Origin of the sequence: Nonomuraea sp. NPDC049624 (assembly GCF_040675255.1) — a bacterium.
GTDB lineage: Bacteria > Actinomycetota > Actinomycetes > Streptosporangiales > Streptosporangiaceae > Nonomuraea.
Window position 1 is genome coordinate 180,626 of record NZ_JBFAOR010000013.1, and the last position, 26,797, is coordinate 207,422.

Sequence of the window (26,797 nt, forward strand, 5' to 3'; positions counted from 1 at the left end):
CCCACGGTCCCCGCCAAGGACGGTCGCCATGACAGACAAGCTCGTGCGGCAGGTGCTCGACCAGGTGGACGCCCCCGACCCGCGGGTCGGCGAGATCGTCTCCGCGCTGATCGCCCACCTGCACGCGTTCGTGGACGAGGTGCGTCCCACCGAGGCCGAGTGGCGGGCCGGGCTCGCCTTCCTCGCCGAGACCGGCCGGTGGTGCACGCCGGACCGCGACGAGTTCGTGCTGCTGTCGGACATGCTCGGCCTCACCTCCGCCGTGGACGACGTCAACCACGCCGGCCCGGACAACATGACGCCCTCCTCGGTCGAGGGCCCCTTCCACTCCCCCGCCCCGGAGCGCGAGCCCGGCGCGTGGATCAGCGAGGGCCCCGAGCGCGGTCGCGGGACGCCGATGGTCGTGCACGGACGAGTGCTGTCCTGCGACGGCACGCCGCTGCCCGGCGCGACCGTGGACGTGTGGCAGGCGGCCGACAACGGCCTCTACGACAGCCAGGACGACGCCCAGCGGCCCGGCAACCTGCGCAGCCTGTTCACCGCCGGCGCGGAGGGCCGCTACTGGTTCCGCACGGTCCGCCCGAGCAGCTACCCGGTGCCGACCGACGGCACCGCCGGCCGGCTGCTGGCCGCGATCGGGCGGCACCCGATGCGCCCGGCCCACCTGCACTACCAGGTCGCCGCGCCCGGCCACCGGCCGCTGACCACGCACGTGTTCCTGGCCGGCGACCCCTACCTGGGCTCCGACGCCGCGTTCGCGGTCAAGGACGAGCTGGTGCGGCGGCCGGTGCCGGGTGCCGGCGGCTGGGGGATGGAGGGGCCGTACGAGGAGGTCGAGTTCGACGTCAGGCTGGCGCCGCTGGGGTGGGCGCCGGGCCGGTGAGCCGCTCCTGGGGGCGCAGGCCGTCCATGATCAGGCCGAACAGGTGGTCGCCGCGGGCGGCCAGCGAGGGTGCCTGGTCGGCGATCCAGCTCACCGCGCTGGCCAGCGCGAACAGGTCGAGCCCGGTCACGTCGGCGCGCACCTCGCCGGTCGCCTGGGCGCGTTCCAGGAGCCGTCCGCCCGCCTGGCGCATGGCGTGGCAGGAGGCGTGCAGCGGCGAGCCCTCGTCGTTGATCGTGGCCATCATCGAGGCGGCCAGCCCCCGGTAGGCGCCCGCGCCCTCGACGAACGAGCGCAGCCACTCCACCAGCGCCTCGTGCGGCGCGGCGGCGCCGGCCAGCGCCCTGGCGCGTTCGGCGAGCAGGTCGAAGCGCTGCCGCAGCAGCGCCTCCAGCAGCGCCTCCCTGGTCGGGAAGTGCCGGTAGAGGGTGCCGAGGCCGACCTCGGCGCGGCGCGCGACGTCGCGCAGGGACGCCTCCGTGCCCTGCTCCTCGATGACGGCGGCGGCCACGGCCAGGATGCGCTCCCGGTTGCGCTGGGCGTCGGCGCGCTGGTTCCGGGGTGTGGAGGTCATCCGATACCTTCCGGCGATTGACAAGCGGAGCAGTGCTCCGGTTATGATCCGGAACACTGCTCCGCATCATAGCGGCGCCCGTCTCCCCGAGGAGAATCGATGATGAAGGCCATCCGCGTGCACGAGACCGGCGGCCCCGAGGTCCTGCGCCTGGAGGAGGTGCCCCGGCCCGTGCCGCAGCCGGGCGAGGTCCTGGTGCGGGTGCGCGCCGCCGCGCTCAACCCGCCCGACTGGTACGCCCGCCGGGGGTTCGCCGACATTCCGCCGTCGATGCGGCCGGAGATCCCGCTGCCCTTCACCCCCGGCTCGGACGTGTCGGGCGTCGTGACGGCCGTCGGCCCCGGCGTCACCGAGTGGCGGGAGGGCGACGAGGTGTACGGCCTCGTCCGCTTCCCGCGCGTCGGCGACGAGGGCGGCAGGGGGTACGCCGAGTACACCACCGCCCCGGCCGGCCACCTGGCCCGCAAGCCCGCCTCGGTGGACCACGTCACCGCCGCCGCGGTGCCGATGGCCGGGCTCACCGCCTACCAGTACGTCCACGACATCATCGGGCTGCGGCCCGGCAGCCGGGTGCTGGTCAACGGCGCGGCCGGCGGCGTCGGACACTTCGCCGTCCAGCTCGCCGCGGACCTGGGCGCGCACGTCATCGGCGTCGCCTCCGGGCGGCACGAGGCGTTCCTGAAGGACCTGGGCGTGGCCGAGTTCGTCGACTACACCCGGGTCCGGCCGCAGGACGCGGTGCGCGACGTTGACTGCCTGATCGACACCGTGGGCGGCCCCGGCGGCCACACGCTGCTGCCCGCGCTAAAGGACGGCGGCACGCTCAGCCCGGTCTTCTTCGGCGACTACCACGACGAGGAGCTCGCCCGGCGCGGCATCGAGCGCCGCGGCGGCCAGGTGCACTCCGACGGGGCCCAGATGGCCGCGCTGGCCGAGCTGATCGACGCCGGGCGGCTGCGCGTCGGCGTCGACAGCGTCTTCCCGCTGGAGGAGGCCCCGAAGGCGCACGAACGCGCCGAGCGGGGCCACATCCAGGGGAAGATCGTCCTGCGCGTGGCCTGAGGGGGGCCTGAGGGGGGCCTGCCCGCGGCGCGGCCCGCGTGGGTCAGGCCCGGGTCCACCGCTGGTTGGCGCCGCCGTGGCAGGTCCAGATGACGAGCCGGGTGCCGTTGGCGGTGGCGTTGCCCGGCACGTCGAGGCACTTGTTCGCGCCGACGGCCGTGACCGTCCCGTCGGCGCCGAGCCGCCACTGCTGGTTGCTCTGGCCGTTGCAGTCCCAGATGATCACGCGGGTGCCGTCGGCGGTGCCGCGGTCGTACACGTCGAGGCACTTGCCGCCGTAGACGCGCAGCTCGCCCGCGGTGGTGGGGGTCCACTGCTGGTTGGCGCCGCCGTTGCAGTCCCAGATCTGGACCTGGGTGCCGCCAGTCTGGGACGCGCCGGGCACGTCCAGGCACCTGCCGGAGCCGGCGCCCTTGAGCGCGGTGGCCGCGGGGGGCGTGCCGCCGCCGGTGACGACGTACATGGCGGCTCCGTGGGCCGGGACGGAGGCGCTGATCGTGCCCGCCGACGAGCCGGTCGTGTGGGCCCACAGGTCGCGTACGGAGTAGCCGGCGGCGGCGCCGAGGCCGAGCGCGGAGGCGGTGGTGGAGACGGTGGCCGCGGCGCCGCCCCGGTTGAGCAGCACGACGGCGACCGAGCCCGTGCCCGTGCCGGTCGCGGCCATCGGCTTGCGCCAGACCTCCAGGTCGCCGCTGTCGGCGATCTTGTGTCCCTGCCGGCCGCCCCAGTCCTGGTCGACGGCGATGACCTCGCCGTTGGTCAGGATCGCCCGCGTGTCGGCGCTCATCGAGCGCAGGTCGTTGCCCGCGACGAGCGGCGCGTTGAGCAGCGCCCAGAGGCTGAAGTGGGCCCGCGACTCGGTGGCCGTGAGCCCGGCGTTGCCGACCTCCAGCATGTCGGGGTCGTTCCAGCCGCCCGGCCCCGAGTACGCCGTGAGCCCCGCCTGGCTGTCCAGGATGCCCATGACCGAGCCCCAGTTCGCCTGGATGTCGCCCGTGGTGCGCCAGGAGTTGCCGACCGGCATGCCCCAGGTCCAGACGTTGTCCTGGCCCCAGTTGCACAGGCTGTAGAGGATGGGCCGGCCGGTGGCGGCCAGCGCGTCGCGCATGGCGGTGTAGCGCTGCTGCGCGCTCTGCCCGAGGTGGTCGCCGCAGTTGTCGTACTTGAGGTAGTCCACGCCCCAGGACGCCCACAGGGCCGCGTCCCTGCGCTCGTTGCCGAGGCTGGCCGGGTAGCCGGCGCAGGTCGTGGTTCCGGCCGAGGAGTAGATGCCGAGCTTGAGCCCCTTGCCGTGCACGTAGTCGGCGACGGCCTTGACGCCGCCGGGGAACTTCTGCGGGTCGGGGACGAGGTCGCCGGCCGCGTTGCGGGTCCTGGTGGACCAGCAGTCGTCGATGTTGACGTAGGCGTAGCCGGCCGCGGCCATGCCGGAGGCGACCATGGCGTCGGCCGTCTGCCTGACGAGGGTGTCGCTGACCGAGCAGCCGAAGCTGTTCCAGTCGTTCCACCCCATCTGGGGCGTTCTGGCCAGACCGTTGTCCAGGGCGACGGCGGGTGGCGCGAGGCCGGCGACGGCGGTCAGGCAGGTCGCGGTGAGGGCCAGGGCGAGGGTTGACCGAAGGATCGCACGCATGGGACTCCTTCAACACCGAGGGGTGAGGACCCAACATGATCCGACCGAATCGAACAGGATCGTCCGTCGATTTGCGTGCGGAGTCAAGGGGTCTTGAGGGATTCTGTTGCCTGTCGTTCGGCGCGCAAAGGGCTGCCGACGGGGTGTCCCGGAGCCCTCCGGCCCGCGTTTCAAGTCGCTGACCTGCGGTTACTATCTGTAACGGTTAGATCATCGACAGTGATTGGATCGGTGTGATGCGACGACTCATCGCAACACTTGTCTCTTGCGCCACCGCCGGCGCCCTTCCGCTCGTCACCGCCGGTCCGGCTGCCGCCGACCCGCGTCCCGAGCCGTTCTCGTACGTGGCTCCGGAGTACGACATCAGGGGTCCGTACATCGGCGCCGACGACCCGTGGTGGCACGGCCACCACCACAACCGGCACCACGGCGACCACCAGTGGGACGGCGACCGCCCCTGGGACGGCGACCGCCCCTGGGACGGCGACCGCGACAAGGACGACGACCGCTGCAAGGACGACGACGACCGGCACCACGGCGACCACCGCTGGGACGACAACCGCTGGGACGGCGACAAGGACGACGACCACTGCAAGGACGACGACGACCGGTACAAGGACGACGACCGCTACCGCGACGAGGACGGCGACGACGACCGTTACCGGAACGAGGAGCGCGACGACGACGACCGCTACCGGGACGGCGACCGCGACTGGGGCTACAACTACCGGTACGTGACCTCGCTGCGCTGCCGTCTCGGCGGTGGCGCCGTCGTACGTAGCTGGCACAGCCCGACCAGGCTGGCCTGCTACGGCGGACGGTACAACGGATACTGGGTGGTCAGCTACGGGCTGTGATGCCCGTGGCTGCCATCAGGGCGGGTCCGCACCACGCGGGCCCGCCCTTCTCGTGCCCGCCTACGGCGCGCACATGGTGAACCTGACCGCCTTCGTCCTGGGCGACGGGGTCAGGATCCGGTAGGCGACGGTGTGCCTGCCGGCCGAGGGGGTGACGAGCCTCCGGGAGCTGACGTAGCCGCTGCGGCTGTTCGCGGGGAAGCGGGACGAGCCGCGCTCGATGACCCTGCCGTCGTAGAGCCACTGGTAGGTGTAGGCGGCGCCGGGGCGGGTGGCGTTCACTCCGGCGGCGAAGTTCACCGCGCCGGTGTAGCAGGTGACCCCGGCGGAGTTGATCGTCGAGGAGCCCTGGACCCGCACGTACGCCAGGGCGAACGCGGCCCTCCCGGTGGTGGCGGGCGGCGTCGTGGAGCGTTCCGACGGGCCCGTGGCGGAGGGGGTGGGGCGCGTCGCGCGGCGCTGCGGCGTCCTCGTGGGCCTCGACGCGGCCGTGCCGTGCCGGGACGGTCCCGCCGAGGCGGACGTGCGCACGGGCTCATGGGCGGAGCGCACCTCGGCGTCCGCCTGCCGCTTGCCGGAGTTCCACACCACGACGCCGGCCGCCACCGACACGGCCACCGCCCCGGCCGCCAGCGCCAGCACCGGCGACCGCCGTCCCACCGCCCACCTGGACCGGCCCGCCGGCGAGGCGACCGGACCGTCGGCCGGCACCGCCGGAGCGTCTCGGTGATCCCTGGGAAGCTCCCCGGCCGTCACCGCGGAAGCGCCCCGGCGATCCCCAGGAGGCGCGGCCGTCACCGCGGGAGAGCCCCCATGGTCCCCAGGAGGCGCGACCGTCACCGCGGGAGCGCCCCGACGGCCCTCAGGGGGCTCCGGCGGGGCGGGGCGGGGCTCGCCCAGGACGAGCGGCAGGACCGCCGCCATGGGCGGGCGCGCCTGCGGATCCTTGGCCAGGCAGGCGCGGACGATGTCGCGCAGCGGCTCGGGCAGGTCGCCGAGCTGGGGCTCGCCGCGCAGGATGCGGCCGGCGACCGCGGGCGGGGCGTCGTCGCCGAACGGCGGCCGGCCCGTTGCGGCGAACACCATCACCGACGCCCAGGCGAAGACGTCCGCCGCCGCTCCCGACGCCACTCCCGACGCCACTCCCGACGCCGCTCCCGACGCCGCTCCCGACGCTGCCCCCGACGTCGTCCCCGCCGCTGCCACCGACGCGCGTCCGTCCAGTTGCTCCGGCGCCATGTACGCCACCGCGCCGCCGTCGGAGCCGTGGCCGGGCCCGGTGCCCGCGCCGGCGCGGCCGGAGCCCGGGCCGGTTCCCGCGGTGCCGAAGCCGACCAGGCGCGCGCCGTCCCGGCCGAGCAGCACGCTGGACGGCTTGAGGTCGCCGTGCGTGAGCCCCGCCCGGTGCACCGCGGCCAGCCCCGCGGCCGTGCCCACCGCCAGGTGCCGCAGGTTGCCGCCGCCGAGCCGGCCCACCTCGGCCAGCGACGGCCCCTCCACGTACTCGCTCACGATGTACGACAGCCGGCCCCAGGCCGCGTCGAGCACCCGCGCGACGCCCGGCGAGTCCACCCGGCGGGCCGCCTCCGTCAGGGCGGCGAACCGCTCACCGGCCACGATCCCGTGCAGGACCTTGACGGCCACGGGCCGCCCGTCCGGCCCCTGGCCGAGGTAGACGACCCCCTGCCCGCCGGAGGCCAGCCATCCGGTGATCCGGTGGGCCCCCAAGGACGTGGGATCGCCAGGACGTAAGGGCTCGGCGTTCGGCATGAGGCGGTGACTCCTGGGACAGCAGCGGTACCGAATCATGAACTTTAGCGGGATGAATGAGGATCCGCCGCCCCCAAATTCACCTCGCCGTCGGGCGTGCGAGCCCCGCGCTGGACAGCCGCCGGGTCCTCGTACTACGTTAATCATCAGTGTCACTGACGATCAGTGGCACTGATGACAAGGAGTTGCGGTAATGATCCTCATCACGGGCGGGCTCGGTTTCATCGGCATGCACACCGCGCGAGCGCTGCTCGACCTCGGCGAGTCCGTGGTGCTCGTCCAGCGCCGGGCCCCCGAGGTGCCCGCGCCGCTGGCCGGCGAGGCCGAGGGACGGCTCGTCGTCGAGCGGGCCGACCTGACCGACCGGGCGGCGCTGCTCGCCCTGGGCGACCGGCACAAGATCACCGGAATCGTGCACCTGGCGGGCTCGATGCCCTGGCCGGTGGACGCGTACGAGCCGGTCGAGGGGGTCGAGAAGTCCGTCGCGAGCCTGCTCAACGTCTTCCACGCCGCCACCGAATGGCAGGTGTCCCGGCTCGGCCTGGCCAGCACCATCGGCGTCTACGGCGGCGTCGAGGCCCCGGGCCCGCTGGCCGAGGACCTGCCGCTGACGATGTCGGCCGGCCACCCGATCCCGACGTTCAAGAAGATCGGCGAGCTGATGGCCGGCCATCTGGCCGAGACCGCCGGGCTGGAGGTGGTCAACCTCCGCATCGGCGCGATCTGGGGGCCGCTCGGCCACGCGCGTTCGCCGTTCTTCCTCCTGCCGCAGCTCGTGCATGCCGCCGTCCAGGGAGTCGCGCCGGACCTGGCCAGCCCCGCGTGGGGCGCGTACGCCGGGGACGGCGGCGACCTGTGCTACGTCAAGGACTGCGGGCGGGCCATCGCCCTGCTCCAGACGGCCGAGCGGCTGCGCCACCGCACGTACAACGTCGCCACCGGCCGGATGACCACCAACGGCGAGGTCGCCGCGGCGATCCGGCGGGCCGTGCCCGGCGCGGACGTCGAGCTGCGGGAGGGCCGCGACCCCGCCGGCCCCGGCCGCGACCTGTGCCTCGACATCACCCGGCTGCGCGAGGACACCGGCTTCGAGCCCGCCTACGACACCGGCTCCGGGATCGCCGACTACGTCTCCTGGCTGCGCGCGGGACACGCCCGCTGACCGCGCCCGGCCGCACGGGGCGCACGTGGCACCCGGCGGCTGCTCAGCGCCGGTCCAGGCAGCCCTGCCTGCCCAGCAGCCGGAACGCCCGCGCGGCCGGCGGCGGCAGGGCGCGGTAGGACCCGGGGAACACCGTCCGTACGGCGGCGGGCCGGTCGGCGCCTCCTTGTTCGGCGGCCAGGTCACCGACGAGGTCGGTCATGGTGAGCGACGGGTTCACCACCAGGTGCTCGGCCACGATGCGCAGCGCCAGCGGGAGATATCCGCACAACCGCGTCATGCCGGCGACGGCCCAGGGCTCGGCGGCCACGCGTTCCGCGCCGGCGGCGGCGGCCAGCAGCTCGGCGGACTCGGCGGCGGTCAGGGCGCCCAGGGCGATGTGGTGGGCGCCGTCCCGGGCGACCAGCCCGCCCAGCCGGTGGCGGCTGGTCACCAGCACCAGGCAGCCGGGGTTGCCGGGCAGCAGCGCGCGGACCTGGTCCGTGGAGGCGCCGTCGTCCAGCAGGACGAGCATGCGCCGGCCGCCGATCAGGCTGCGGAACAGGGCCGCCCGCTCCCCCACGTCGCCGGGCAGGCGCCGCAGGTCCGGGGCGAGGGCCCGGACGAGCTGGGCCAGCGCCTCGGCGGGCGGCAGCGGCCCCCGTTCGGCGTCGGAGCCGCGCAGGTCGAGGTGGAGCTGGCCGTCCGGGAAAAGGCCGGCCACGCGGTGCGCGAAGTGCACGGCGAGCGCGCTCTTGCCGACTCCGGCGACGCCGTCGATCACCGCGATCGCGATGGCGTTGCCGGAGTCCGGCATCAGGCCCGCGAGGCGGGCGAGCTCGGCGGAACGGCCGGTGAAGCCCGGCACGTCGTGCGGGAGCTGCGCCGGACGCGGCCGCTCGGGAGGACCGGCCACGGCCAGCTCCCACAGCGCCACCAGGCGCGCGGTGTCGCCGCAGCACGCCTTGCTGATGGCCTCGACGGCCTGGCGGGACGGCAGCAGCTTGCCGCTGAGGTAGCGCTGGAGCGAGGACTTGCTGCAGTGCGTGTGCCCGGCCAGCTGCACCAGCCCGAGACCGGAGGCGGCCTTGAGCAGGCTGAGTTCGGCCGCGAGCATGCGGGCGTGGATGCCGTTCACCACTGCGGGGCTCATCCGCCCGCCTCCTTTTCCGGGGTTCGCAGGACGTTCCAGGCGTGGGTGACCGGGGGTCAGGCGTTCGCGAAGTAGGCGTACAGGTCGACGTCGACGCTCACCTGCCCGGTTCCCTCGTTCTTCAGCACCACCGACCCGTCGGGGCGTACGGCGGCGATGGCGGACCCGACGGCGTCCTTGCCCGCCGGGTAGGAGACGACGCGGGCGGTCGAGGGCCCGCTCTGCGGCAGCATCGAGACGGTCCCGGCGGCCGCCCCCCGCGCGGCCACGGTCAGCGCGACCGCGGTGACGCCGGAGGCGGGCAGGCCGGTGAAGCGCACGGCCTTGGTGCCGCCCGCCGGGATCGCCAGGGCCCGTCCCGCGGACGTGGGGCGGACGGCCTTGACCAGCCCGCCGCGCCGCTCGGCGGAGAAGTAGCCGGTGACGTCCACGGAGATCTCGACGTTGTCGTAGCCGAGGTTGTGCACGTTGATCTTGCCGTCCTGGCCCGGTTTGACGATCGTGTGGAACTGCGTGGTGAGGTTCGCCGGGTAGTCGATGTTGGCGTCCACGGGGTAGGCCTCGCCGGCGGCGTACACGCGTACGGTGCCGGTCGACGGGCTCTTCAGCACCACGGTGAGGGCGACCTGGGCGACGCCGGCGGCGGGCAGGCCGTTCATGCCGGCGACGGACAGCTCGTAGTTGCCCAGCGCGGGGATGACGGTGTGGTCGGCCACCCGGGCGGGCGTGACGGGGAAGTAGGTGCCGCCCACGGCGGCGGCCGCCCTGTCGAGGGTGTGGCCGTGCGCGTCGAGCGTCACCTTGACGGGTCCCGTCCCGCGGTTGACCACCTTGACCTTCCCGTCCGCGCCGACCCTGGCGATGATCATGGTGGAGGCGTAGCGGGAGGTGTCGTAGGCGAGCACCTTGCCGTCCGGTTCCTGCTCGTCGGAGGCGTGCACGGTGATCGTCCCGGTGTTGAAGAAGTCGCCCTTGGCGCTGACGTTGAGCGCGACGGACCGCACGCCCTGCGCGGGCAGCCCGGCCACGCCCGCCACCTGCACGGCCATGGTGGAGTTGGCGCTGATCCGGACGTTGTCCAGGATCCTGCCCCGCGAATGGAAGTACTGGTCGGGCCCCGGCCGGGGCGTCGCGTCCAGGGCGGCGGCGTCGAGCTGGATGCGGGGCGTGGTGGCGCCCGTGTAGGCGATCGGGCGCCCGGTCTCCTTGAGCTTGGCCTCCAGCGCCGCGGGGCCGGCCCCGGGGAACGCCTGGCTCAGCACCGCGAGCGCCCCCGCGACGTGCGGCGCGGCCATGGACGTGCCGCTCATCGACGCCCAGCGGTCGCCGGGCACGGAGGAGACGATGTCGCTGCCGGGGGCCAGCAGGTCCAGGAGCGGGCCGCGGTTGCTGAAGGAGGACAGGACGTCGGCGTCGGTGGTGCTGCCCACGGCGACGGCCGACGAGATGCAGGCGGGGGCGGCCACCGCGTTCGGGTAGGCGTCGTTGCCGGCCGCGACGACGGTGGCGACCCCGGCCGCCAGCAGGGCGTCGATGGCGGCCTTGCGCGGGTCGGTGTCGCAGGCCGCGGTGTGCATGCCGCTGCCCAGGCTCAGGTTGACCGCCACGATGGGCAGGGTCGCCTTCAGCGTCTGGACCTTCTCCAGCGCGGCCAGCTGGGCGCTGGAGAAGCTGAGCAGGCACGGCGCGCCGCCGGAGCCGCAGAAGTCGTCGGAGTCGAACCTGCTGAAGATCTGGATGGCCACGAGGCCGGCGCCCGGCGCGACCCCGCTCCCGCCGTCGCCGTCGATCCCCTCGCCGTCGCCGGCGATGATCCCGGCCACGTGCGTGCCGTGGGAGCAGTCCAGCAGCTCGTCGGAGCAGCCGCCGCTCTCGGCGTCGGCCGAGCCGGGGCCGTCCTGCCTGGGGGCGCCGTCCGGGCACAGGCTGGTGGCGGAGTAGTCGGGGTCGGCGGGCGAGAAGCACGCCTCGGCCAGCACGCGGCCGCCGAGGAAGGGGTGGCCGGTGGCGACGCCGGTGTCCAGCACGGCCACGGCGGTGCCCGCGCCGGTCAGCCCGGCCGCCCTGGTGCGGTCGCCGCCGATCAGCGGGACGCTCTGCCCGAGGGCCGGCGGCACCGGCCGGTCCTCGGACACGCTGAGCACACCCGGCCGGGCGGCGAGCCGCTGGAGGCCCGCCTGGTCGGTCCGCAAGGTGACCACGGGCAGGCGTGACAGCGTCTGGAGCACCTGGCCGGCGCCGGAGCCGGAGACGGCGGCCAGCTCGTCGCGATCCCTGGTCACGACGTTGACCCGGATCCTGCCTCCGGAGTCGAGCTTGCGGGCCAGCCCGGGCTCCACCCACGGGCCGTTCCCTCGCTGCCCGGCGTCCGCCGGCTGCCCCGCCGCGGCGGCCGGCGAGCCGGTCGCGACGGCGAGCGAGGAGAGCAGGATCGCCGTGAGGACGAGCACCCGGTGGATGGCCACCGTGACGGTGGAAGATCGCCTCATGAGGCTCTCCTTCGGCGCGGGAGGAAGATGCCCGCGCAATGTACGCGGCCCCTGTTGCCACCCGTTTGCCAGCGACGTCAGCGCCCTTGCGTCGGGAATGCCGGGGATATCCGACGGAAGCCGGGGACGTCAGCGGCCTTCGCGGCTGCCGATGCGGCTGAAGATGGCGGTCGACTCCTGGCGGGCGGCGCCGGCGTGCGCGGCCTCGCCGTTGCGCGACTCCAGGCGGGCCAGCACGGAGAGCGTGCGGGCGCGCCACAGCGGCAGCTCCAGCGTGTCCCACAGGTCGAGCGAGGCGGACAGCGCGGCCCTGGACTCGGCCGCCGCGCCCTGCTCCAGGCGCAGCTCGCCGAGCGTCCGCAGGCCGAGCGCGCGGCCGAAGCGGTCGTCCTGGCGGGTGAAGACGCGCAGGCTCGCCTGGAGCGCCCGCTCGGCCTGCGGCAGGTCCCCCACGCGGATCCGGATCTTGGCCAGGGACTGGTCGGCGTAGGCCGTCCCGTGCGGGTCGGACAGGGCGGCGAACAGGCGGCGGGACTCGCGGGTCCTGGTCGCGGCGTGCCCGTACTCGCCCCTCGCCCGGTGCACCAGGCCGATGCTGCGTTGCAGCAGCGCCTGGCAGCGCAGGTCACCGATCTTCTGGTACGTCCGCAGCGCGCGGCTGAGCAGCCACAACGCCAGTTCGTCGTCGCCGCGTTCGCGTTCCACGAAGCCCAGCATGTAGATGGCGTGGGCGTGCCCGGCCTGGTCACCGAGGGCGGAGAAGAGCGAGGCCGCCTCCAGCAGGTCGGTCTCCCCCTCGGCGAACCAGCCGCCCTCGGCCCGCACGGTGCCCAGCCCGGACAGGGCGGCCGCCAGGTGCCGCCGGTCGCCGAGCCGCTGGAAGGCCCGCCGGGCCTCCTCGTAGGCGGCGACGGACTCGGCGAAGCGGTCCTGGGCGAAGCGGATCCGGCCCAGGCCGAGCATCACCAGCCCCTCCCCCTCCAGGTCGCCGGACCTCCTGACGGTCTCGGGGCCGCCGACGCCGCCCGGCCCGGCCCGGCCGCCGAGGCGGGGGTCGCCGCGCAGGATGTCCAGGCGCAGCCGTACCAGGGCGGGGCCGGGATCGAGCCCCAGTTCCTCGTTCAGGTGCGCGCGTGACCGTTCGAAGACGTCCAGGGCCTCGGCGATGCGGCCGGAGCGGTAGAGCGCGAGCATCAGCAGGCCGGCCAGCCGTTCCCGGGTGGGCGCGGTCGCCACCTCCTCGGCCAGCGCGCCGAGGACCTGCCGGTGCCGGCCGAGCCGCAACGACGCCTCGGCGTGCTCCTCGATCGCCTCGCGCCGCGCCTCCTCCAGCCGGACGCACAGCGTGTCGCGGGCGGCGCCGACGGCCGCCTCGTCGAGCACCGGGCCACGCCACAACTCCAGCGCCTGCCGCAGCAGCCCGGCCTTCTCCTCGTCGTCGTCACTGGCCCCGGCCCGCTCCTTCAGCACGGCGAACCGGTGCGCGTCCACGGCCATGGGATCGATGCGCAACCCGTAGCCGGAGCCGGTGGCGAAGACCTCCACGTCGCTTCCGGCCACGCCGGCGAGCAGGCCGCGCAGCCGCGACACGAGCACCTGGACCTGCCTGCGCGCGCCCTGCGGCGCCCCTTCGGGCCAGAGCACCTGGACCAGGCGCTGGAGCGGGACGACCCGGCCGGCCGACAGAGCCAGCACGCCGAGCAGCAGCCGCTGCTGCCGCCTGCGCAACACCACCGGCGCGCCCGCCCACCGGAACTCGACCGCCCCCAGCACCCGAACGCCGTCGTACGGTGAATTGATCACGTCCCCATGATTGACCGACTGTCGAAGCCCACGGTCAACCGATATTCAACCGAGACAAATCCCGCTGTTTCCGGCGAAAATCTTGGTCCCACCGAGGCTTGGCCGATATGCGAACGAGACAAATAAGCGTTCAGGTATGAGGCAAGTCGCATTCCGTAACGCCTACTCAAACATAAAAGCACGTCACGGACCCATCCCGAAGACGATTCCCGGTACCCGAGACCGGCTTCACGGGGGGTGAAGCCGGTCTCTCCGGCGTACTGGGCGGGCACTAATCCACGTAGCCCTTTCTGCCATGGTCGATGCGCACTGCGGAGATGATGTCCGCCTCGACGGATATGACGACCCAGTAATCCTTCCGGCAGTTCTCGCACTCGACATAGCCGGCGCCTTCGAAGTCGCCCCCTTCGGGGCGCGCCGAGGGAAAACGCAGGCCCTTCGCCCCCCACTCGACACGGTCTCCCACCCGGTAAGGCCGCAGTTCGAGGAGCCCGAACTGGAATTCCGCCTCGGCCTCGCCGGTATGTCCGCACCTGGGGCACGTCTCCGTGAAGGACAGCAGGTTGTAGCTGCTCACTAGGGCATCACCCTACGGAGGGGCACCCCCGGGAGCCGGAGGGTCTGGGTGACGAAGTTGGTCAGGTTTCGCTCCATCGTCACTGCTGTCATACCGCTGGCGGCCGCGAAGCCCACCAACGCGGCGTCACCCCGTCCCTTCGCTCCTACCACGGCATTGAAGGCCGCCCGGAACTCCGCGGAGGAGGCCCACGCCTCGGCCTGCTGACCGGTGATCGTCTGGATGTTGTTCTCCTCGAGGAAACGACGCCTCGCGTTCAGCCCATTGGTGACATTGAGGAATTCGTGCCGCTGGTTCGGCGTGATGTACACCGTCGAGGCGTTCTGGATCTCGGCCAACGCCTGTGTGTGGCCCCCCATCGCCTTCACCATGAGGTCGTTGTCGGCGATGATTCCGCAGTTGTGAACGAGGACCGAGGTGTCCCCGGTCACCACATAGTACGTGTGGAGGTCGGCGACGGTGAGGTTGTGGACGCGGGCTTGGGCTGTCCATGCCCTGACCGCCTTGATCTGGACGTAGGTGCCGGCGGCCGTACGGAGGAGTTGGCCGGGACGTAAATCCTTGGCCTCGCGCCAGCTGCCCGCGTCCGCCACCCAGAAGGGGTGGCCGTCGGTGGCGATGATGTCGCGGGTGTTGCCGCCGCCACTGTCCACGGTGACGGTGACCAGGTTCTTGGGGCCCTCACCGGCGATGGTGGCGGTGATCTCCTTGGCCTCGGTACGACCGGTCTCAGGGTCGGTGGCCATGACCTTGTCGCCGGGTTTCAGCTGGTCGATGCGTTTGGTCAGGCCGCCGGCGAGCAGGACCTTGGTTCCCGGGACGAAACTGTTGGACAAGGGACAGGAGCCGCCCGCCGACGGATTCTTGCTGCGTTTAGCCACGCGGGCGAGGAGCCCGTCCAGGGCGGCGATCTTCTTGTTGATGTCGTCGATCTTGGCGTCGATGGCCTCGATGGCGCGGCGGGCCGCCGTGATGATGCCCTGGACCTTTTTGTAGATCTTGATGCCCATCCGGACCCTGGTGGCCAGTTTCCAGATCAGGCCGCCGATCTTCTTGGCCGGCACGAATTCCAGGATCAGGCTGACGCAACTGCCGACGCTGCCGCCTAAACAGCCTTTTATGTCATCTATTTTCAGGAAATCTTTGATGAATCCGATGCCTGCGGCCTTCAAGGCTTCGAGCACCGCGTTCCGTTTGGCGATCTGCTGTTGTTGCTGCCGCTCGTTCTGTTGCGAGTCGCGGGCGTTGCCGAGATTCTTCCTGGCTCCGCCCGGATCGCAGGGGCCCTCGCATTCGGGGTTGTCGTAGTCCCCGGGCGCGCAGGGCGGCGCGATGGAGTGGAAGCAGCCGACGCCGGTGCAGCAGGGTTTCCGGCCCGTGGGGTCGGCCAGGGTGGGGGGATTGTTGTTGGCGTAGTTGTAGCCGTTCATCTGCTGGGAGTCGCCCATCTGGATGAGGGGGTCGACGGAGATGAAGCGGCCGGTGAGCGGGTCGTAGCTGCGGGCCCCGAGCGTGGTCAGGTCGGTGCTGGTGTCGTTGATGCCGCCGACGAATCCGCGCTGGTGGTCCTGGGGCCAGGCGCCCTGGCTGCCGCGCAGGGCGCCGAAGGGGGTGTAGCGGCGCTGGCTGAGGGCGCCGGTCTCGGCGTTGATGGCCAGTTCGGCGGTGCCGTGGTGGTCGCCGAGGACGTAGGTGACCCCGGTGGTGGTCCGCATGGCGTTGCCGACGAAGCGGCTGGCCGTGGGGCTGGTGGCCCCCTTGACCAGGTGCACCTCCAGGCCGGGCAGGTACAGGGTGGTGCCGTCCTTGTCGCGCCGGATGAGCCGCTCGCCGTCGGCGGTGTAGAGGAAGCGGGTCTCGCCCTTCTTGTCGTCGTTGACCTTGACGAGCTCGCCTTCGGCGTCCCAGGTCAGCGTCTGGTTGCTCGCCTGGGTGCGGCGCTCGACGGTGTTGCCGGAGGCGTCGTAGGCGAAGGAGGCGGCGCCGGGGACCGTCGTGAGGCGGTGGGCCTTGGCCGGGTCGTAGACGTAGGTCCGGTCCGACTGCTGGACGCCGCCCGCCGGGCCGGCGCCGTAGAGGGACTCGCTGCGGCGGTTGCCCGTGTCGTCGTAGGTGTAGGCGGCGCGGTAGGGGGCCGGGCCGCCGACGGTGGCGTTCGCGCCGGTGGTGGCGCAGGCCGCGTCGCCGTCCTGGGTCCAGGCCTCCGACAGGCGGGACAGCTCGTCGTAGCGGAAGCACTGGTTGTCGACGCCGTCGCGGGAGGTGTCCTTGATCTGGGTGATGTTCCCGGCGGGCTGGTAGGCGTACTGGGTGCTGCGGTCGGTGCCGGCCATGCCGAAGTGCCAGGTGGTGGCCTTGGCCAGGCGGCCGGTGCCGAACTCGTAGTCGAAGGTCTGGTCGATCTGCTTGCCGTCGCCGCCGGACTGCATGCGCAGGCCGATGACCCGGCCGGTCTTGGTGTAGTCGGTGCCGACGAGGTACGTCGACAGCTGGGACTTGGTGGAGACCAGGCGGCCGAGGTCGTCGTAGGTGTAGGCGATGTTCTCGGCGGGCAGCCCGCCGACGGCGGGGCTGCTGCTCGCGGCGACGCTGCCGTCGAGGTTGTAGCTGGTGTCGAAGACGTACCCCTGGGCGGGCGCCAGGCCGCCCTCGACGGCGGGCAGGACCACCCGGCTGCGCTGCGGGCGGTCCAGGTTGTCGTACGCCTCCACCTGCGTGGTGTACCGGTCGGTGCCGACGATGCGGGTGGAGCTGGTGAGCTGGCCCTTGCGGACGGTGTCGTACACCCACTCGGCGATCTTGGTGCCGGGCGACGACGTGGTGGCGTCGTACTTGGCGACCATGCGGTCGAGCCCGTCGTACTCGATGCCGATCTTCTGGTTGCGGGCGTCGGTCGTCAGGACCGGCCGGTCGAGGTTGTCGTAGGCGGTCCTCTCGACGCCGCGGTCGGGGTCGTTCGACTGCACCCGGCGGCCGAGCAGGTCGTAGCTGTAGGACCAGACCTGGTTGCCGGGGCCGGTCACCGACTCCTGCTGGCCGCGGTGGTTGTAGGCGAACTTGGTGACGACCGGCCCGGCGGCCGTCTGCTGCTGGATCTCACGGGTACGCCCGTGCACGTCGGTGTAGGTGGTGACCGGGGTGCCGCCGGACGGGGGCACGACCTTGGTCCAGTCGCCGCCGTACTCGTAACGGGTGTTCCACAGCTCGTTGACGTCGCCGTCGCTGTTGCCGGACAGCAGCCGTTCGGCCAGCAGCCGCCCGCGGCCGTCATAGGTGTTCCACAGCTGCGACTCCACCGCGCCCACGGTGGCCACCCCGAACCGCTTGGGCTCGGGGTCGCCGTCGGCGTAGTAGGGCGCGAAGGTGTAGTGCACCTGCCCGGCCCCGTTGTAGACGCTGTCGGAGACGATCCGGCCCCTGGTGTCGCCGTTCTTGCCGGGGGCCTGCGACTGCCTGGGCCGCAGCCACCCGTCGAACAGCGTGTACGACGTCTGCTGGCCGCCTTCGCCGGTCAGCGTCTTCGCGCCCACGGCCACGATAGCGCCGGCGTTGACGAGGTACTGGTACTCGTTGTCGGGCGTCATGCTGGTCGTGCGGCCCGGCCCCCAGACCTTCGAGGTGCGGCCCAGCGCGTCCCGCTGCGCGACGGTCACCTTTCCGGCCGCGTTGGTCTCCCGCGTCGCCAGGCCCCACGCCGGGTCGAGCACCCGGGTCGTGACCATGGCCGAGTCGGGGTCGTCGGCGCGGGCCCGCGGGGTGGTGGTGACCACCTGCGTGGTGACGCCGTGCGCCTCGGTGTAGTCGGTGGAGGTGGTCAGCCCGGCGGCGTCGGCGACGGTCTTGGGGCGTCCCAGGTCGTCGTAGGTCGACCGGGCGATCACCTGGTAGCCGGTGATCGCGGTCGCCGAGGCGGCGTTCCCGCGTTCGGTCCTGGTCACGTCGCCGTGCACGGGCGCGGCCTTGAACGCCTTGTCGTCGTAGTAGGTGCGCGCGTCGGCGATCAGGTCGGTGAGCAGGTTCGGCGTGTCGGCGCAGCGGCGGGCCACCGTGGTCACCCGGGCCGGCAGGCGCAGCACCCGCGCCCCGTCGGCGGTCAGCTCGGTCCTGGTGCACTCCTCGTCGCCGGCGACGCCCACCTCGCCCTCGTCATCGGTGGTCAGCGCGGCGCCGGTGGTCAGGTCGAACTCGGTCACGGTCGAGCGGGTCTGCTGCCAGGACAGGCCGACCAGGCCGAAGGTGCGGGTGGACCTGGTGCCGGTCAGGTTGGCGGTGATCGTGCCCCACGGGCGGGACCTGGAGGCCGTCTGGTGGTACCACGGCGTGCTGATCGACTTGCTCACCGGCACGCCGCCGGCCTTGTCGTAGGTCACGGTGCGCAGGGTGGTGCCGTGCAGGGACTCGTGGTCGGTGTACGTGCCGCCCTCGCCGTCGTCCACGGTGACGGTCTTGGTGCCGCCGGAGACCGACGCGCGGTCGCCGTTCATGCCCTGGAAGTACCAGTAGTCGGTCTGGGACGGCGTGCCGCCGCTGGCCGCGCTGGTGGCCCCGCCGATCACCCGGACCTTGTCGAAGCCGCGCCAGTTCGACCAGGTCTTGAACTTCTCCGGCGTGATGCCGTCGTCGTCGGCGTAGTGCCAGGCGGGCTTGCCGATGCTGTAGTCGTAGCGGGTGACCATGTCCGAGCCGCCGCCGGTCAGGTCGGTCTGGATCAGCTCGCGGACGACGTACTTGTGGAACCAGTCCAGGCTCGGGTCGGCGCCGCCGTTGGAGTTCTGCCAGAACGTCGGGAAGCACAGCCGCCGGTTGCTCGCCGGTTGCGGCACGTCGGAGGGGCTGCAGTCCATCCCCGAGTACGTGACGTCGAGCTTGCCGCCGGTCTCGTTCTGGATCGAGGCCACCCGCTCCTTGACGAACGGGCCGACGTCGTCGCCGAGCTTGTCCACCCGGTTGGCCAGCTGCTGGTAGACGAAGCTCACCGGCGGCATGGTGACCGGCGCCGCACCGGCGTGCCCGGTGTGGACGATGTCGGTGAGCTTGAGCTGCCGGTCCACGTCGGCCACGCCCCACAGGTGCTTGAACTCCCAGGAGTCCACGTCGCGGTGGCCGGTGCCCGCCGCGTTGACGACCTTGGTGGTGACCTTCGTCAGGCGCTTGCGGGTCCAGAAGCTCGGCGAGGCCGTGCCCTTGCCGTCCTTGCACTCGGTGCCCTCGTCGCAGTTCATGTCCCAGGGCACGTCCGGCCAGCGGACCGGATGGGCGGAGATGTCGGCGCACTCGGCCGCGGTCAGCAGGCAGCGCTCGGCGTTGGTGAAGTCGACCCGGGCGGGCGGCGTGGCCGGGAACAGGTCGCCGGTGCGCAGGCCGTACTGGATGGAGGTGAGGTAGCCGCCGCGGTCGTAGGCGGTGTCGTCGGCGGCGCGCAGGTTGCGGCCGTAGCGGTTCTGCTCCTTGGCGTAGTAGAAGGTCACCGCGTTGCCGTGGGTGTCCTCGATGTAGTCGAGGTTCCACCGCCAGGTCTGACGGCACCAGGAGTCCTTGAAGGCGTCCTTGTGGCACGGTTCGCCGGCGTCGTCGCCGAACACCGGGACGTCCCAGGCGGAGTTCGTCTGGGGTTTGCCGGAGGTCCAGCCCGGCAGGCGGTTCTTGCCGAAGTAGTACTGCGTGCCGTCGGCGGTGGTCACGCGCCAGTACTCGTTGTCCTCGTCGCCGTTGGCGGTGTCGGCGGCGGTGCCGGTGAGGCGCTGGACCCGGGTGCCGTCGTCCCTGGCCAGGACCCAGGTGTCGGGGCCGGTCGGGACGAGCTCGCCGCCCGATCCGCCGAGGGCGAGCGTGGCGTTGTCGTAGGCCCAGCACTGGTCCATCGGCTCGACCTGGTAGGTCGGGTCCTTGGGGACGCCGTCGTCCTTGCAGGACTTGTACTTGCGCTCGATGTACCCGGGCGACAGCTCGAAGCCGTCGCCGAGCCAGGACGCCTGGTTGTTGGTGGTCGCGGTGCGCCCGTCGATGGAGGCCGCGGAGTAGTTGACCACCAGGTTCGGCACCAGCCCGCCCGGCACCGGGGGCACCCGCAGCGGGTAGGACCAGGTGAAGTCGCCCGTCTGCGGGCTGACCTGCCAGGTCGCCGACGGCGACAGCGAGGTGACGCCGAAGTCGCCCTTGTCCCCCGACGTCCCGGAGGTGACGGCCAGCACCATCGGCTCGGCGGCGAGGTCGACGTCGGCGCTGAGCGTCCTGGTCGCGGTGTCGTTGCGGCCCTTCAGCGGCACGGCCCGGCGGCACTCGGCCTTGTCCGGGCTGGTCAGGGCACATGCGGGCAGGGCCGCCAGGCGCACCCGGGAACCGAAGCCGCCTCCGTAGGCTTCGGCGAAGGGGGCGTAGTCCACCTTCATCGTGACCTTGCCCGGCGGTCCCGACGTGCGGGCCGCGGTGAAGATCGGGCCGCCGACCCCCGCGCGCTGCGAGGCCGCGCGGTCGTGGGTCTGGATGCGCACCCGCCCGGCGGCGGAGGCGGCGTCGGCGGGCGTCGCGGACAGCGCGCCCGCCTTTCCGGCGGGTGCGGCGGGCGGGGCGGACGCTGTGGCGGCGGCCAGGTCCACCTCGGCCGTGCCGGGCGCGGGCCAGGCCGCCACGGGGTCGGGGGCCTTCGGCTCGGTGATCCGTGGTTTCACCGCGGCGGGCCGGCCGGGCACGACCCGTTCCCGGTCGACCGGTTTGGGCCGGTCCCGCTCGGCGGCGGCGCTCGCGGAGGGGAGCGTCGCGGGCACGACCATCAGGCCGACCGTGAGCAGCAGCGTGAGGGCCGCGCGGAGCAGCCGGGACCAGGAAGAGCGACGTCGGCGTGCGGCATGGACGCGCATGCCGTACCTCCCAGGGAAGAGAGCGGAAGCGGCAGCAGGGACGGCGGGGGCGCCGGCGCGGCGCCCCCGCACCGGGTCAGTCGGGGGTGTTGTCGTTGAGCGCGTCTTCGGAGACGACCGACATCTCCGACCACAGGGCCAGCAGGTCGATCAGGCTCTCGTCGGCGGGGCCGCGCAGCACCCACACGTCGTCGACGTGGCCCGACCAGTTCAGGCCCGTCCCGCCACGGCCGAGCTGGGCCGAGGTGATGGGGCCCGACAGGGCGACGTCGTTGCGGTAGGACGTGACCTCGGCCTCCGGAGCCGCTTCGAGGGTGCCGTTCACCCAGAACTCCAGCGTCTTCTCCCGGGCCCGGTAGACGATCGCCAGGTGGTCCCAGTCGCCGAACCCGGTGTGGAAGGCGGGGTGTTCCACGGCGGCGCCGCCGGGGATCTCCACGACGTACCGGCCGGTCTCGCCCATGTCCGGGTCGCCGCGGGCGGGGTCGAACTTCACCGTCAGCGCGCTGCCGGTGGCCATGGGCAGGTTCAGCAGGGTCATCGCCTTGCGCGCCTGGCCGCTGGTCTCCACCCAGGCCGAGAGGGTGAAGCTCTCCCGCGGATCGAGCACGGCCGACTCGACGGCCGCGTAGTCGCCGGTCGCGCCCGGCAGGCGCAGGGAGCCGGGCACGACGCTGTTGCTCATGGGGGTCCTGGCCACGAAGCGGGCCGCGCCGTACAGCTTGACGGGGGTTCTGGGCGCCTCGCCGCTGTCGTCGGGGACGTTGTTGAGGTGCCACTTGTGCGTCACCGTCAGCATCTCCTTGGACAGCGCCGCCGCCTCCTCGACGCTGACGACCCGGTCGTAGACGCGGACGTCGTCGATCTTGCCGGGGAAGTGGTCGAGCGGCTGGGCGCCCCACAGGACCCGGCCGATGGTGAGCGGGCCGTTGGCCGCCCAGGCGCTGGTGTAGTCCATCTCGGTGCCGGGCTCGCCGTTGACGTAGATGCGCACCTTCTTGGCCACCGAGTCGAAGACGCCCATCAGGTGCGTCCATTCGCCGGGTCTGGCCTGTTTCGCCGACCACGCGCTGGCCGAGGCCGCCGAGGTCGAGTCGGCGTTCATGCGCCAGAACACCCATTTGCGGTTCGGCGCGTCGTAGCGCAGGCAGAAGCCGGACACGTTGCCGCCGTCCTGGGCCAGCACGGTGGCGTAGGACGAGGGCAGGACGTCCGGCAGCTTCGCCCACGCCGTCACCGTGAAGCTCTTGGTGGTGTCCAGCACCGCGGCGTCGGTACGGGCGTAGGCGGTGGTGCCGTTGCCGGCCATCGCCGTGCCGCGGGAACCGGCCACGCCGAGCTGCGGCGTGCCCGCGGTACGGGCCGGGTAGCGGCCGCCGGTCTCCGCCAGGGTGGTGGCGCCGGCCGGGTCGTTGAGCTTCCAGTGGGCCTTCGGCCCGCGGCCGGGCGCGACCCGGAACCGGTAGACGGCCGAGCCCTTGGAGTAGTTGCCCGCCTGGTCCTTGACGCGGACGTAGAGGCTGTTGCTGCCGACGACCTTGGGCAGGATCTGCACCGTCTCGGTGGCGCTGCCGGCGGTCCTCTTGCGGAACTGGGCGGGGTCGTCGTTGACCGCGTAGGCCCACTCGGTCACCGACGGGTCGAAGGTGATGACGAACCGGCCGTAGCGGCCCATGCCGTCCTGCGGCGTCTGCGCCGGGTCGAGGGGGTTCTCCGCGACGTACCCGTCGGCGCCGGACGAGGTGATCACCGGCAGCGGCGGCGCCTTGGTGTCGAAGACGAAGTAGCAGGCGGTCGCCGCCCCGGCCGAGCTCCACGGCCCCTTGCCCTTGCGGCTGTCCTGGGCGCGGACCTGCCAGTTGACGACGGTGTTCTCCGGCAGCAGCCCGCGCGGCACCTGCGCCATGAAGCTGTTGCCCGCCTTGCCGGACCTGGCGCTCTTGGCCGGCGTGAGGTACCGCCATTCCTTGTTCTGGCCGGCGGCGTTCTTCCACGACACCAGGAACTCGGCCTGCACCTTGTCGGCCGTGCGGTTGTAGGTGTCGGGGTCGCGGAGGTTCTTGGCGATCAGCTTCGGCGTGGACCAGTTGAACACCGACGGGTTGCCCGGCCCCTTGCACGGCCCGCCCGGCTCCATCTCCAGCTGGCTCATCTTCGGCTGCAGCGGCGGCCGGTTGTAGTGCACCCGCAGGTAGGCGCGCGACTCGAACCGCTTCCAGCCGAGCTGGTCGCCCTCGTCGGCGGCGCGCAGGCCGAACGTGGTGTCCCGCCAGCCCTTCTGCGCCGCCTCCTTGACGCCCGAGGTCACGTTGAACAGCACGTCACCGGCCGGGCAGGACTTGGCGGCGCAGCCCGACCACCCCTTGGCCACGTTGCGGCTGTCCAGCTTGCGCAGCCAGTTGTCGGAGGTGGAGTTCCAGGTGGAGTGCTTGCCGAACGCCTTGGCCAGGTGGATGTTGACCGGCCGCTTGCTGCCCGAGGCGGCCCACACCTCCCGTACGTGGAACTCGGCGGACAGGACCTGCTTGCCGGCCAGCCAGCCGGTGGGGACGCGGTAGAACAGCCGCTTCTTGTGCGGGGAGCCGCAGCTCTTGCCGCTGGAGGGCAGGCCGATCGGGCATCGGCCCATGCCCTGGTCCTTGGTGAAGTTGTAGATTTCGAACCCGCTGCTGGCCACCATGAGGTTCGCCGAGCTCATCGGCGTGCGGTACATCGGGTCGATGTAGACGGGGAACGTCGTGTCGGCCGCGGCCAGCATGGCCGGGTCGGGGGTCAGCGTGAGCTGTCCCTGGCCCAGTTCGGTGCCGATCGTGGCGATCTTCGACGCGTCGCCGGGGGCGCCGTCCGTGGCGTGGGTGGTCGGCGGGTCGACGGGGCCGTCCTCGCCCACCGTGCCCGTGCCCGCCGCGGGGGGCGCGGGCGCCGAGTCCCACATGACGGGCCTGGGCGCCTCGAAGATCACCGCGCCGTTGTCGGGGTCGACCGCCTCCTGCGTGCCGTCGGCGCCGGTGCTCACCGTCAGCGTCGGCGCGGACAGGCCGAGGGTCAGGCCGGCCAGCCGGGGGTTCTGCGCGGCGGCGGGGGTCTTCACCACCAGCGTGTGGGCGAACCCGTCCGCGGTGGCCCGCACGCGCAGGTCCACGTCCGGCCCGAGAACGCCGGCGTACACGGCGGTGTCGCCGTCCAGGGTCGGCGTGGGCAGCGCGGTCGGCCAGGTCAGCGACATGGTGTGGCCGGAGCGGGTGAGCGTGGCCATCGGCCCCGTCCCGCCGGCCGACAGCCTGAGGTCCACCAGCGAGGAGTACGGCCGGACCGTCCCGTCCTGGAACCGCAGGCCGTTGTACAGGGGGACCCACGTGTCGCCCTGCTTCTTCCTGATCGGGGCGAGCCGGTCGTTGACGTACATCGTGCCTTCGGGGGTGGCGTACACCTCGCGTGTCTCGCCCCGCTCGGCCAGCACCTCCACCAGTTGCCCCGTGGCCTCGGCGGCGGCCAGCGCCTCGGCTTCGGTCGGCTTGGGATCGGTGGAGACGGTCCACTTCTGCTCGGTCAGCGAGACGTTGTCCAGGAAGGCCGTCAGCGCGCCCTGGCCGCCGAGCTGGAAGGTGAGCGCCGCCGTCGTGGTGTCGGCGGTGGAGTCGAAGGTGTAGGAGAAGTGTTGCGGCTGGTCCGGCAGCTCCACGTCCGTGGCGAAGATCTCCGGGCAGGTCTCGACGTCCTCGCAGAGCACGGCCCTGATGGTCGCCGCGGCACTGGCGTGGGCGTCGAAGGAGAGCGTGTAGGTCTTCTTGGCCTGCAGCGTGCGCCCGAGCTGGCGCAGGTGGGCCTGCCCCGGTTCGGTGGTGCCGTCGGCCACGGTGACCTTGAGCACGCCGTTCTCGACCGCCGTCGTGGTCGGCCCGGCGGCCTCCCATGACGCGGCGTCCGTGGTGAACTCCCCGTTGAGCAGCAGCTTCTTGCTGAACGAGCCCCGTCCGTAGAAGGCGACCTTCTGGTACGTCCAGCCTTCGGCGAGGGCGCGTGCCTTCTCCGCCTCGCCGATCGCGTACCGGTGGGAGGGGCCCTTGACGAGCTGGTGGACCGGGAGCAGCCCGTCCCCGCCCGCGGCCTGCGCGTGGAAGCGCACGCCCTCGTCCACGTAGCCCTGCGCGACGGCCTGGTCGCGCTCGCTCTGGTCGATGGTGAAGATGCGGTCGCCGCCCGCCTTGCGCAGGCCGGTGACCGGGGACAGCCCGGTCACCGCCTCGCGCGAGACGTGCAGCACCTGCCCCTCAGGGGTGTAACCCCATTTCGTCACCGCGCTGTCGTACTCCGTCTCCCAGGAGGTGAACAGCGTGTTGTCGGTGCCGGTGGTGCCCCGTAGCCGGAACAGGGGTTTGACCATCCACGCGGTGGCGGCGTCCACCGCTTCGGCGACCGCCTGCGGCGGCGTCCACACCGTGCCGGCCAGGCCGCCCACGGCGAGCGACGCCGCTGCCAGGACGGCCGTCCACCTTCGTAACCCCATGCGTACTCCCCTGGTACACGATCGCGTGGCGTGCGTTCCGCCACAGCATCGATCGGCCCGGGCCGCCGGGGTAGGGCGCGGCCGCCGGTTGGGAAAACGTGGGAAACGCTTCCCGCCCGGGCCGACGCCCGGCGGGCCGCGCGTGGCAGCATGAACGCGACCGCTGACACCCCCGCCGGGAAGGGCCCCCATGAACACCGCGGACCTGTACGACGAGCGCGGCGACGAGCTCGACTCCTGCGACCTGCAGCTGCGCCAGTACGGCGGCCGCCGCGCCTTCCACGGCACGATCGCCACCGTGCGCTGCCACCAGGACAACGCCCTGCTCAAGGCGGTCCTGTCGGAGCCGGGCGAGGGCCGGGTCCTGGTGGTGGACGGCGGCGGCTCGCTGCACGCCGCGCTGATGGGCGACATGATCGCGGGCGCGGCGGTGGCGGCCGGATGGGCGGGCGTGGTGATCCACGGCGCCGTCCGGGACGTGACGGCGCTGCGCGAGCTCGACCTCGGCGTGAAGGCCCTGGGTTCCAACCCCCGCAAGAGCGGCAAGACGGGCGCGGGCGAGCGGGACGTGCCGGTGACGTTCGGCGGCGTCACGTTCTCGCCGGGGGCCGAGCTGTTCAGCGACGACGACGGGATCCTGGTCACCCGCGTACCGGTCTGACGTCGCCGTCCGGCGGCCTTCCACGGGGACGCCGGGGTGTGGTTTCGTGACAGGACATCACGATCCGGAGGCGGACCATGGCATTCCAGCTCATCGTTCTCTACCACCACCCCGAGGACGTCGCGGCCTTCGACCGGCACTACGACGAGATCCACGCGCCCCTGGCGGCCAAGCTTCCGGGCCTGCGGGCCTACACCGTCCAGCGGCCGGTGGCCGGTGGCGGGCAGCGGCCCGCCTACCACCTGGTCGCGGTGCTGACCTGGGACGACGAGCAGTCGTTCCTCGCGGCGATGAGCAGCGAGGAGGGGCAGGCGGCGGTCGCCGACGTGGGCGAGTTCGCCGGGTCGGGGGTCACGATGACGACGGGGCCGTCAGGTTCGGTGCTCTGAACACGCGTGAAGGGCGTCCCCCGCGGGGAACGCCCTTCACTTCGCGCGCGTGTGTTACTTCTTGACCGACAGCGGGGCCGTGCCGGTGTCCTGCTGACGCCAGGCGCCCGTGTCGAACGCCACCGGAGCCGCCTTGCGGCCCACACCGTCACCCCACTTGGTGACCACGTACTGGATCTTGATGTGACCCTCGCCCTTCACACCGTCCACACCCAGCGTCTCCGGGTTGAACCGGCCACCGGTCAGCTCCGCGAACGTCTTGGCGTCCAGGTCCAGCATCACCCCACGGCTGGAGGGGTCACCAGGACCACGGTCACCCACGAAGAACGGCAGCTTCTTACCCTGGTAGACCACGTAACCCTCGGTCATCAGCGGCCACGACGGCGAAGCCGCCAGACCCTTCTGCATCGGCTTGCCAGCCGCCGGCAGACCCGTGTCACC

16 protein-coding genes are annotated in these 26,797 nt (G+C 72.5%); 6 read left to right on the top strand and 10 right to left on the bottom strand.

The window, feature by feature from the left end; translation table 11 throughout:
* The first annotated feature begins 28 nt into the window (after positions 1–28).
* Positions 29–883, top strand: a complete 855-nt coding sequence (locus AB0J76_RS41625; protein WP_352327314.1) for a dioxygenase — start codon at positions 29–31, stop codon at positions 881–883.
* On the opposite strand, the gene AB0J76_RS41630 is transcribed toward AB0J76_RS41625, so the two are convergent.
* Positions 846–1,457, bottom strand: coding sequence for a helix-turn-helix domain-containing protein (locus AB0J76_RS41630; protein ID WP_364392930.1), 612 nt, complete (start codon positions 1,455–1,457; stop codon positions 846–848). The two genes, AB0J76_RS41625 and AB0J76_RS41630, sit on opposite strands and share 38 nt — an antisense overlap.
* A gap of 99 nt (positions 1,458–1,556) precedes the next feature.
* Between AB0J76_RS41630 and AB0J76_RS41635 the strand changes: the two genes are divergently transcribed.
* Positions 1,557–2,519, top strand: a complete 963-nt coding sequence (locus AB0J76_RS41635; RefSeq protein ID WP_352331018.1) for an NADP-dependent oxidoreductase — start codon at positions 1,557–1,559, stop codon at positions 2,517–2,519.
* Between the two features lie 43 nt (positions 2,520–2,562).
* Here the strand turns inward: AB0J76_RS41635 and AB0J76_RS41640 are convergent, their stop codons facing one another.
* Entirely contained in the window at positions 2,563–4,152 is a 1,590-nt protein-coding gene (locus AB0J76_RS41640) for a lectin (RefSeq protein WP_364392933.1), read from the bottom strand.
* A 236-nt stretch (positions 4,153–4,388) separates the two neighbouring features.
* Between AB0J76_RS41640 and AB0J76_RS41645 the strand changes: the two genes are divergently transcribed.
* The gene (locus AB0J76_RS41645) at positions 4,389–5,009 is read left to right on the top strand and encodes a hypothetical protein (RefSeq protein ID WP_352328107.1); all 621 of its coding nucleotides are present in this window, start codon (positions 4,389–4,391) and stop codon (positions 5,007–5,009) included.
* A 60-nt stretch (positions 5,010–5,069) separates the two neighbouring features.
* Here AB0J76_RS41645 and AB0J76_RS41650 read toward each other — a convergent pair whose 3' ends face one another.
* Entirely contained in the window at positions 5,070–6,779 is a 1,710-nt protein-coding gene (locus AB0J76_RS41650) for a hypothetical protein (RefSeq protein WP_352328106.1), read from the bottom strand.
* A gap of 193 nt (positions 6,780–6,972) precedes the next feature.
* On the opposite strand from AB0J76_RS41650, the gene AB0J76_RS41655 reads away from it, so the two are divergent.
* Positions 6,973–7,941 (top strand): NAD(P)-dependent oxidoreductase, encoded by a 969-nt coding sequence (locus tag AB0J76_RS41655; protein ID WP_352328105.1) that lies wholly within the window; start codon positions 6,973–6,975, stop codon positions 7,939–7,941.
* Between the two features lie 43 nt (positions 7,942–7,984).
* Here the strand turns inward: AB0J76_RS41655 and AB0J76_RS41660 are convergent, their stop codons facing one another.
* The 6 genes from AB0J76_RS41660 to AB0J76_RS41685 all read right to left on the bottom strand — a co-directional run bounded on the left by AB0J76_RS41660 (position 7,985) and on the right by AB0J76_RS41685 (position 25,306).
* On the bottom strand, positions 7,985–9,073 hold the full coding sequence (locus tag AB0J76_RS41660) for a helix-turn-helix transcriptional regulator (RefSeq protein ID WP_352328104.1): 1,089 nt from the start codon (positions 9,071–9,073) through the stop codon (positions 7,985–7,987).
* Positions 9,074–9,129: 56 nt separating this feature from the next.
* Positions 9,130–11,562 (bottom strand): S8 family serine peptidase, encoded by a 2,433-nt coding sequence (locus AB0J76_RS41665; protein WP_352328103.1) that lies wholly within the window; start codon positions 11,560–11,562, stop codon positions 9,130–9,132.
* 129 nt (positions 11,563–11,691) lie between these two features.
* Positions 11,692–13,365: a BTAD domain-containing putative transcriptional regulator gene (locus AB0J76_RS41670; RefSeq protein WP_352328102.1), complete on the bottom strand. Its 1,674-nt coding sequence runs from the start codon at positions 13,363–13,365 to the stop codon at positions 11,692–11,694.
* A 271-nt stretch (positions 13,366–13,636) separates the two neighbouring features.
* The gene (locus AB0J76_RS41675) at positions 13,637–13,942 is read right to left on the bottom strand and encodes a hypothetical protein (protein ID WP_352330899.1); all 306 of its coding nucleotides are present in this window, start codon (positions 13,940–13,942) and stop codon (positions 13,637–13,639) included.
* Positions 13,942–20,799, bottom strand: coding sequence for a polymorphic toxin-type HINT domain-containing protein (locus tag AB0J76_RS41680; RefSeq protein WP_364392940.1), 6,858 nt, complete (start codon positions 20,797–20,799; stop codon positions 13,942–13,944). The genes AB0J76_RS41675 and AB0J76_RS41680 overlap by 1 nt, the downstream gene beginning before the upstream one ends.
* A gap of 76 nt (positions 20,800–20,875) precedes the next feature.
* Positions 20,876–25,306 carry a LamG-like jellyroll fold domain-containing protein gene (locus AB0J76_RS41685; protein WP_352329847.1) on the bottom strand — a complete coding sequence of 1,477 codons (4,431 nt, stop codon included), beginning with the start codon at positions 25,304–25,306 and terminating at the stop codon, positions 20,876–20,878.
* 190 nt (positions 25,307–25,496) lie between these two features.
* Between AB0J76_RS41685 and rraA the strand changes: the two genes are divergently transcribed.
* Both rraA and AB0J76_RS41695 read left to right on the top strand, forming a co-directional pair.
* Complete coding sequence (gene rraA / locus AB0J76_RS41690) at positions 25,497–25,967, top strand: ribonuclease E activity regulator RraA (protein ID WP_352329849.1); 471 nt, start codon at positions 25,497–25,499, stop codon at positions 25,965–25,967.
* A gap of 77 nt (positions 25,968–26,044) precedes the next feature.
* Positions 26,045–26,356 (top strand): EthD family reductase, encoded by a 312-nt coding sequence (locus AB0J76_RS41695; RefSeq protein WP_352329850.1) that lies wholly within the window; start codon positions 26,045–26,047, stop codon positions 26,354–26,356.
* Between the two features lie 54 nt (positions 26,357–26,410).
* Here the strand turns inward: AB0J76_RS41695 and AB0J76_RS41700 are convergent.
* Positions 26,411–26,797: hypothetical protein (locus tag AB0J76_RS41700; RefSeq protein ID WP_364392945.1), on the bottom strand; the 387-nt coding region annotated here is incomplete at its 5' end.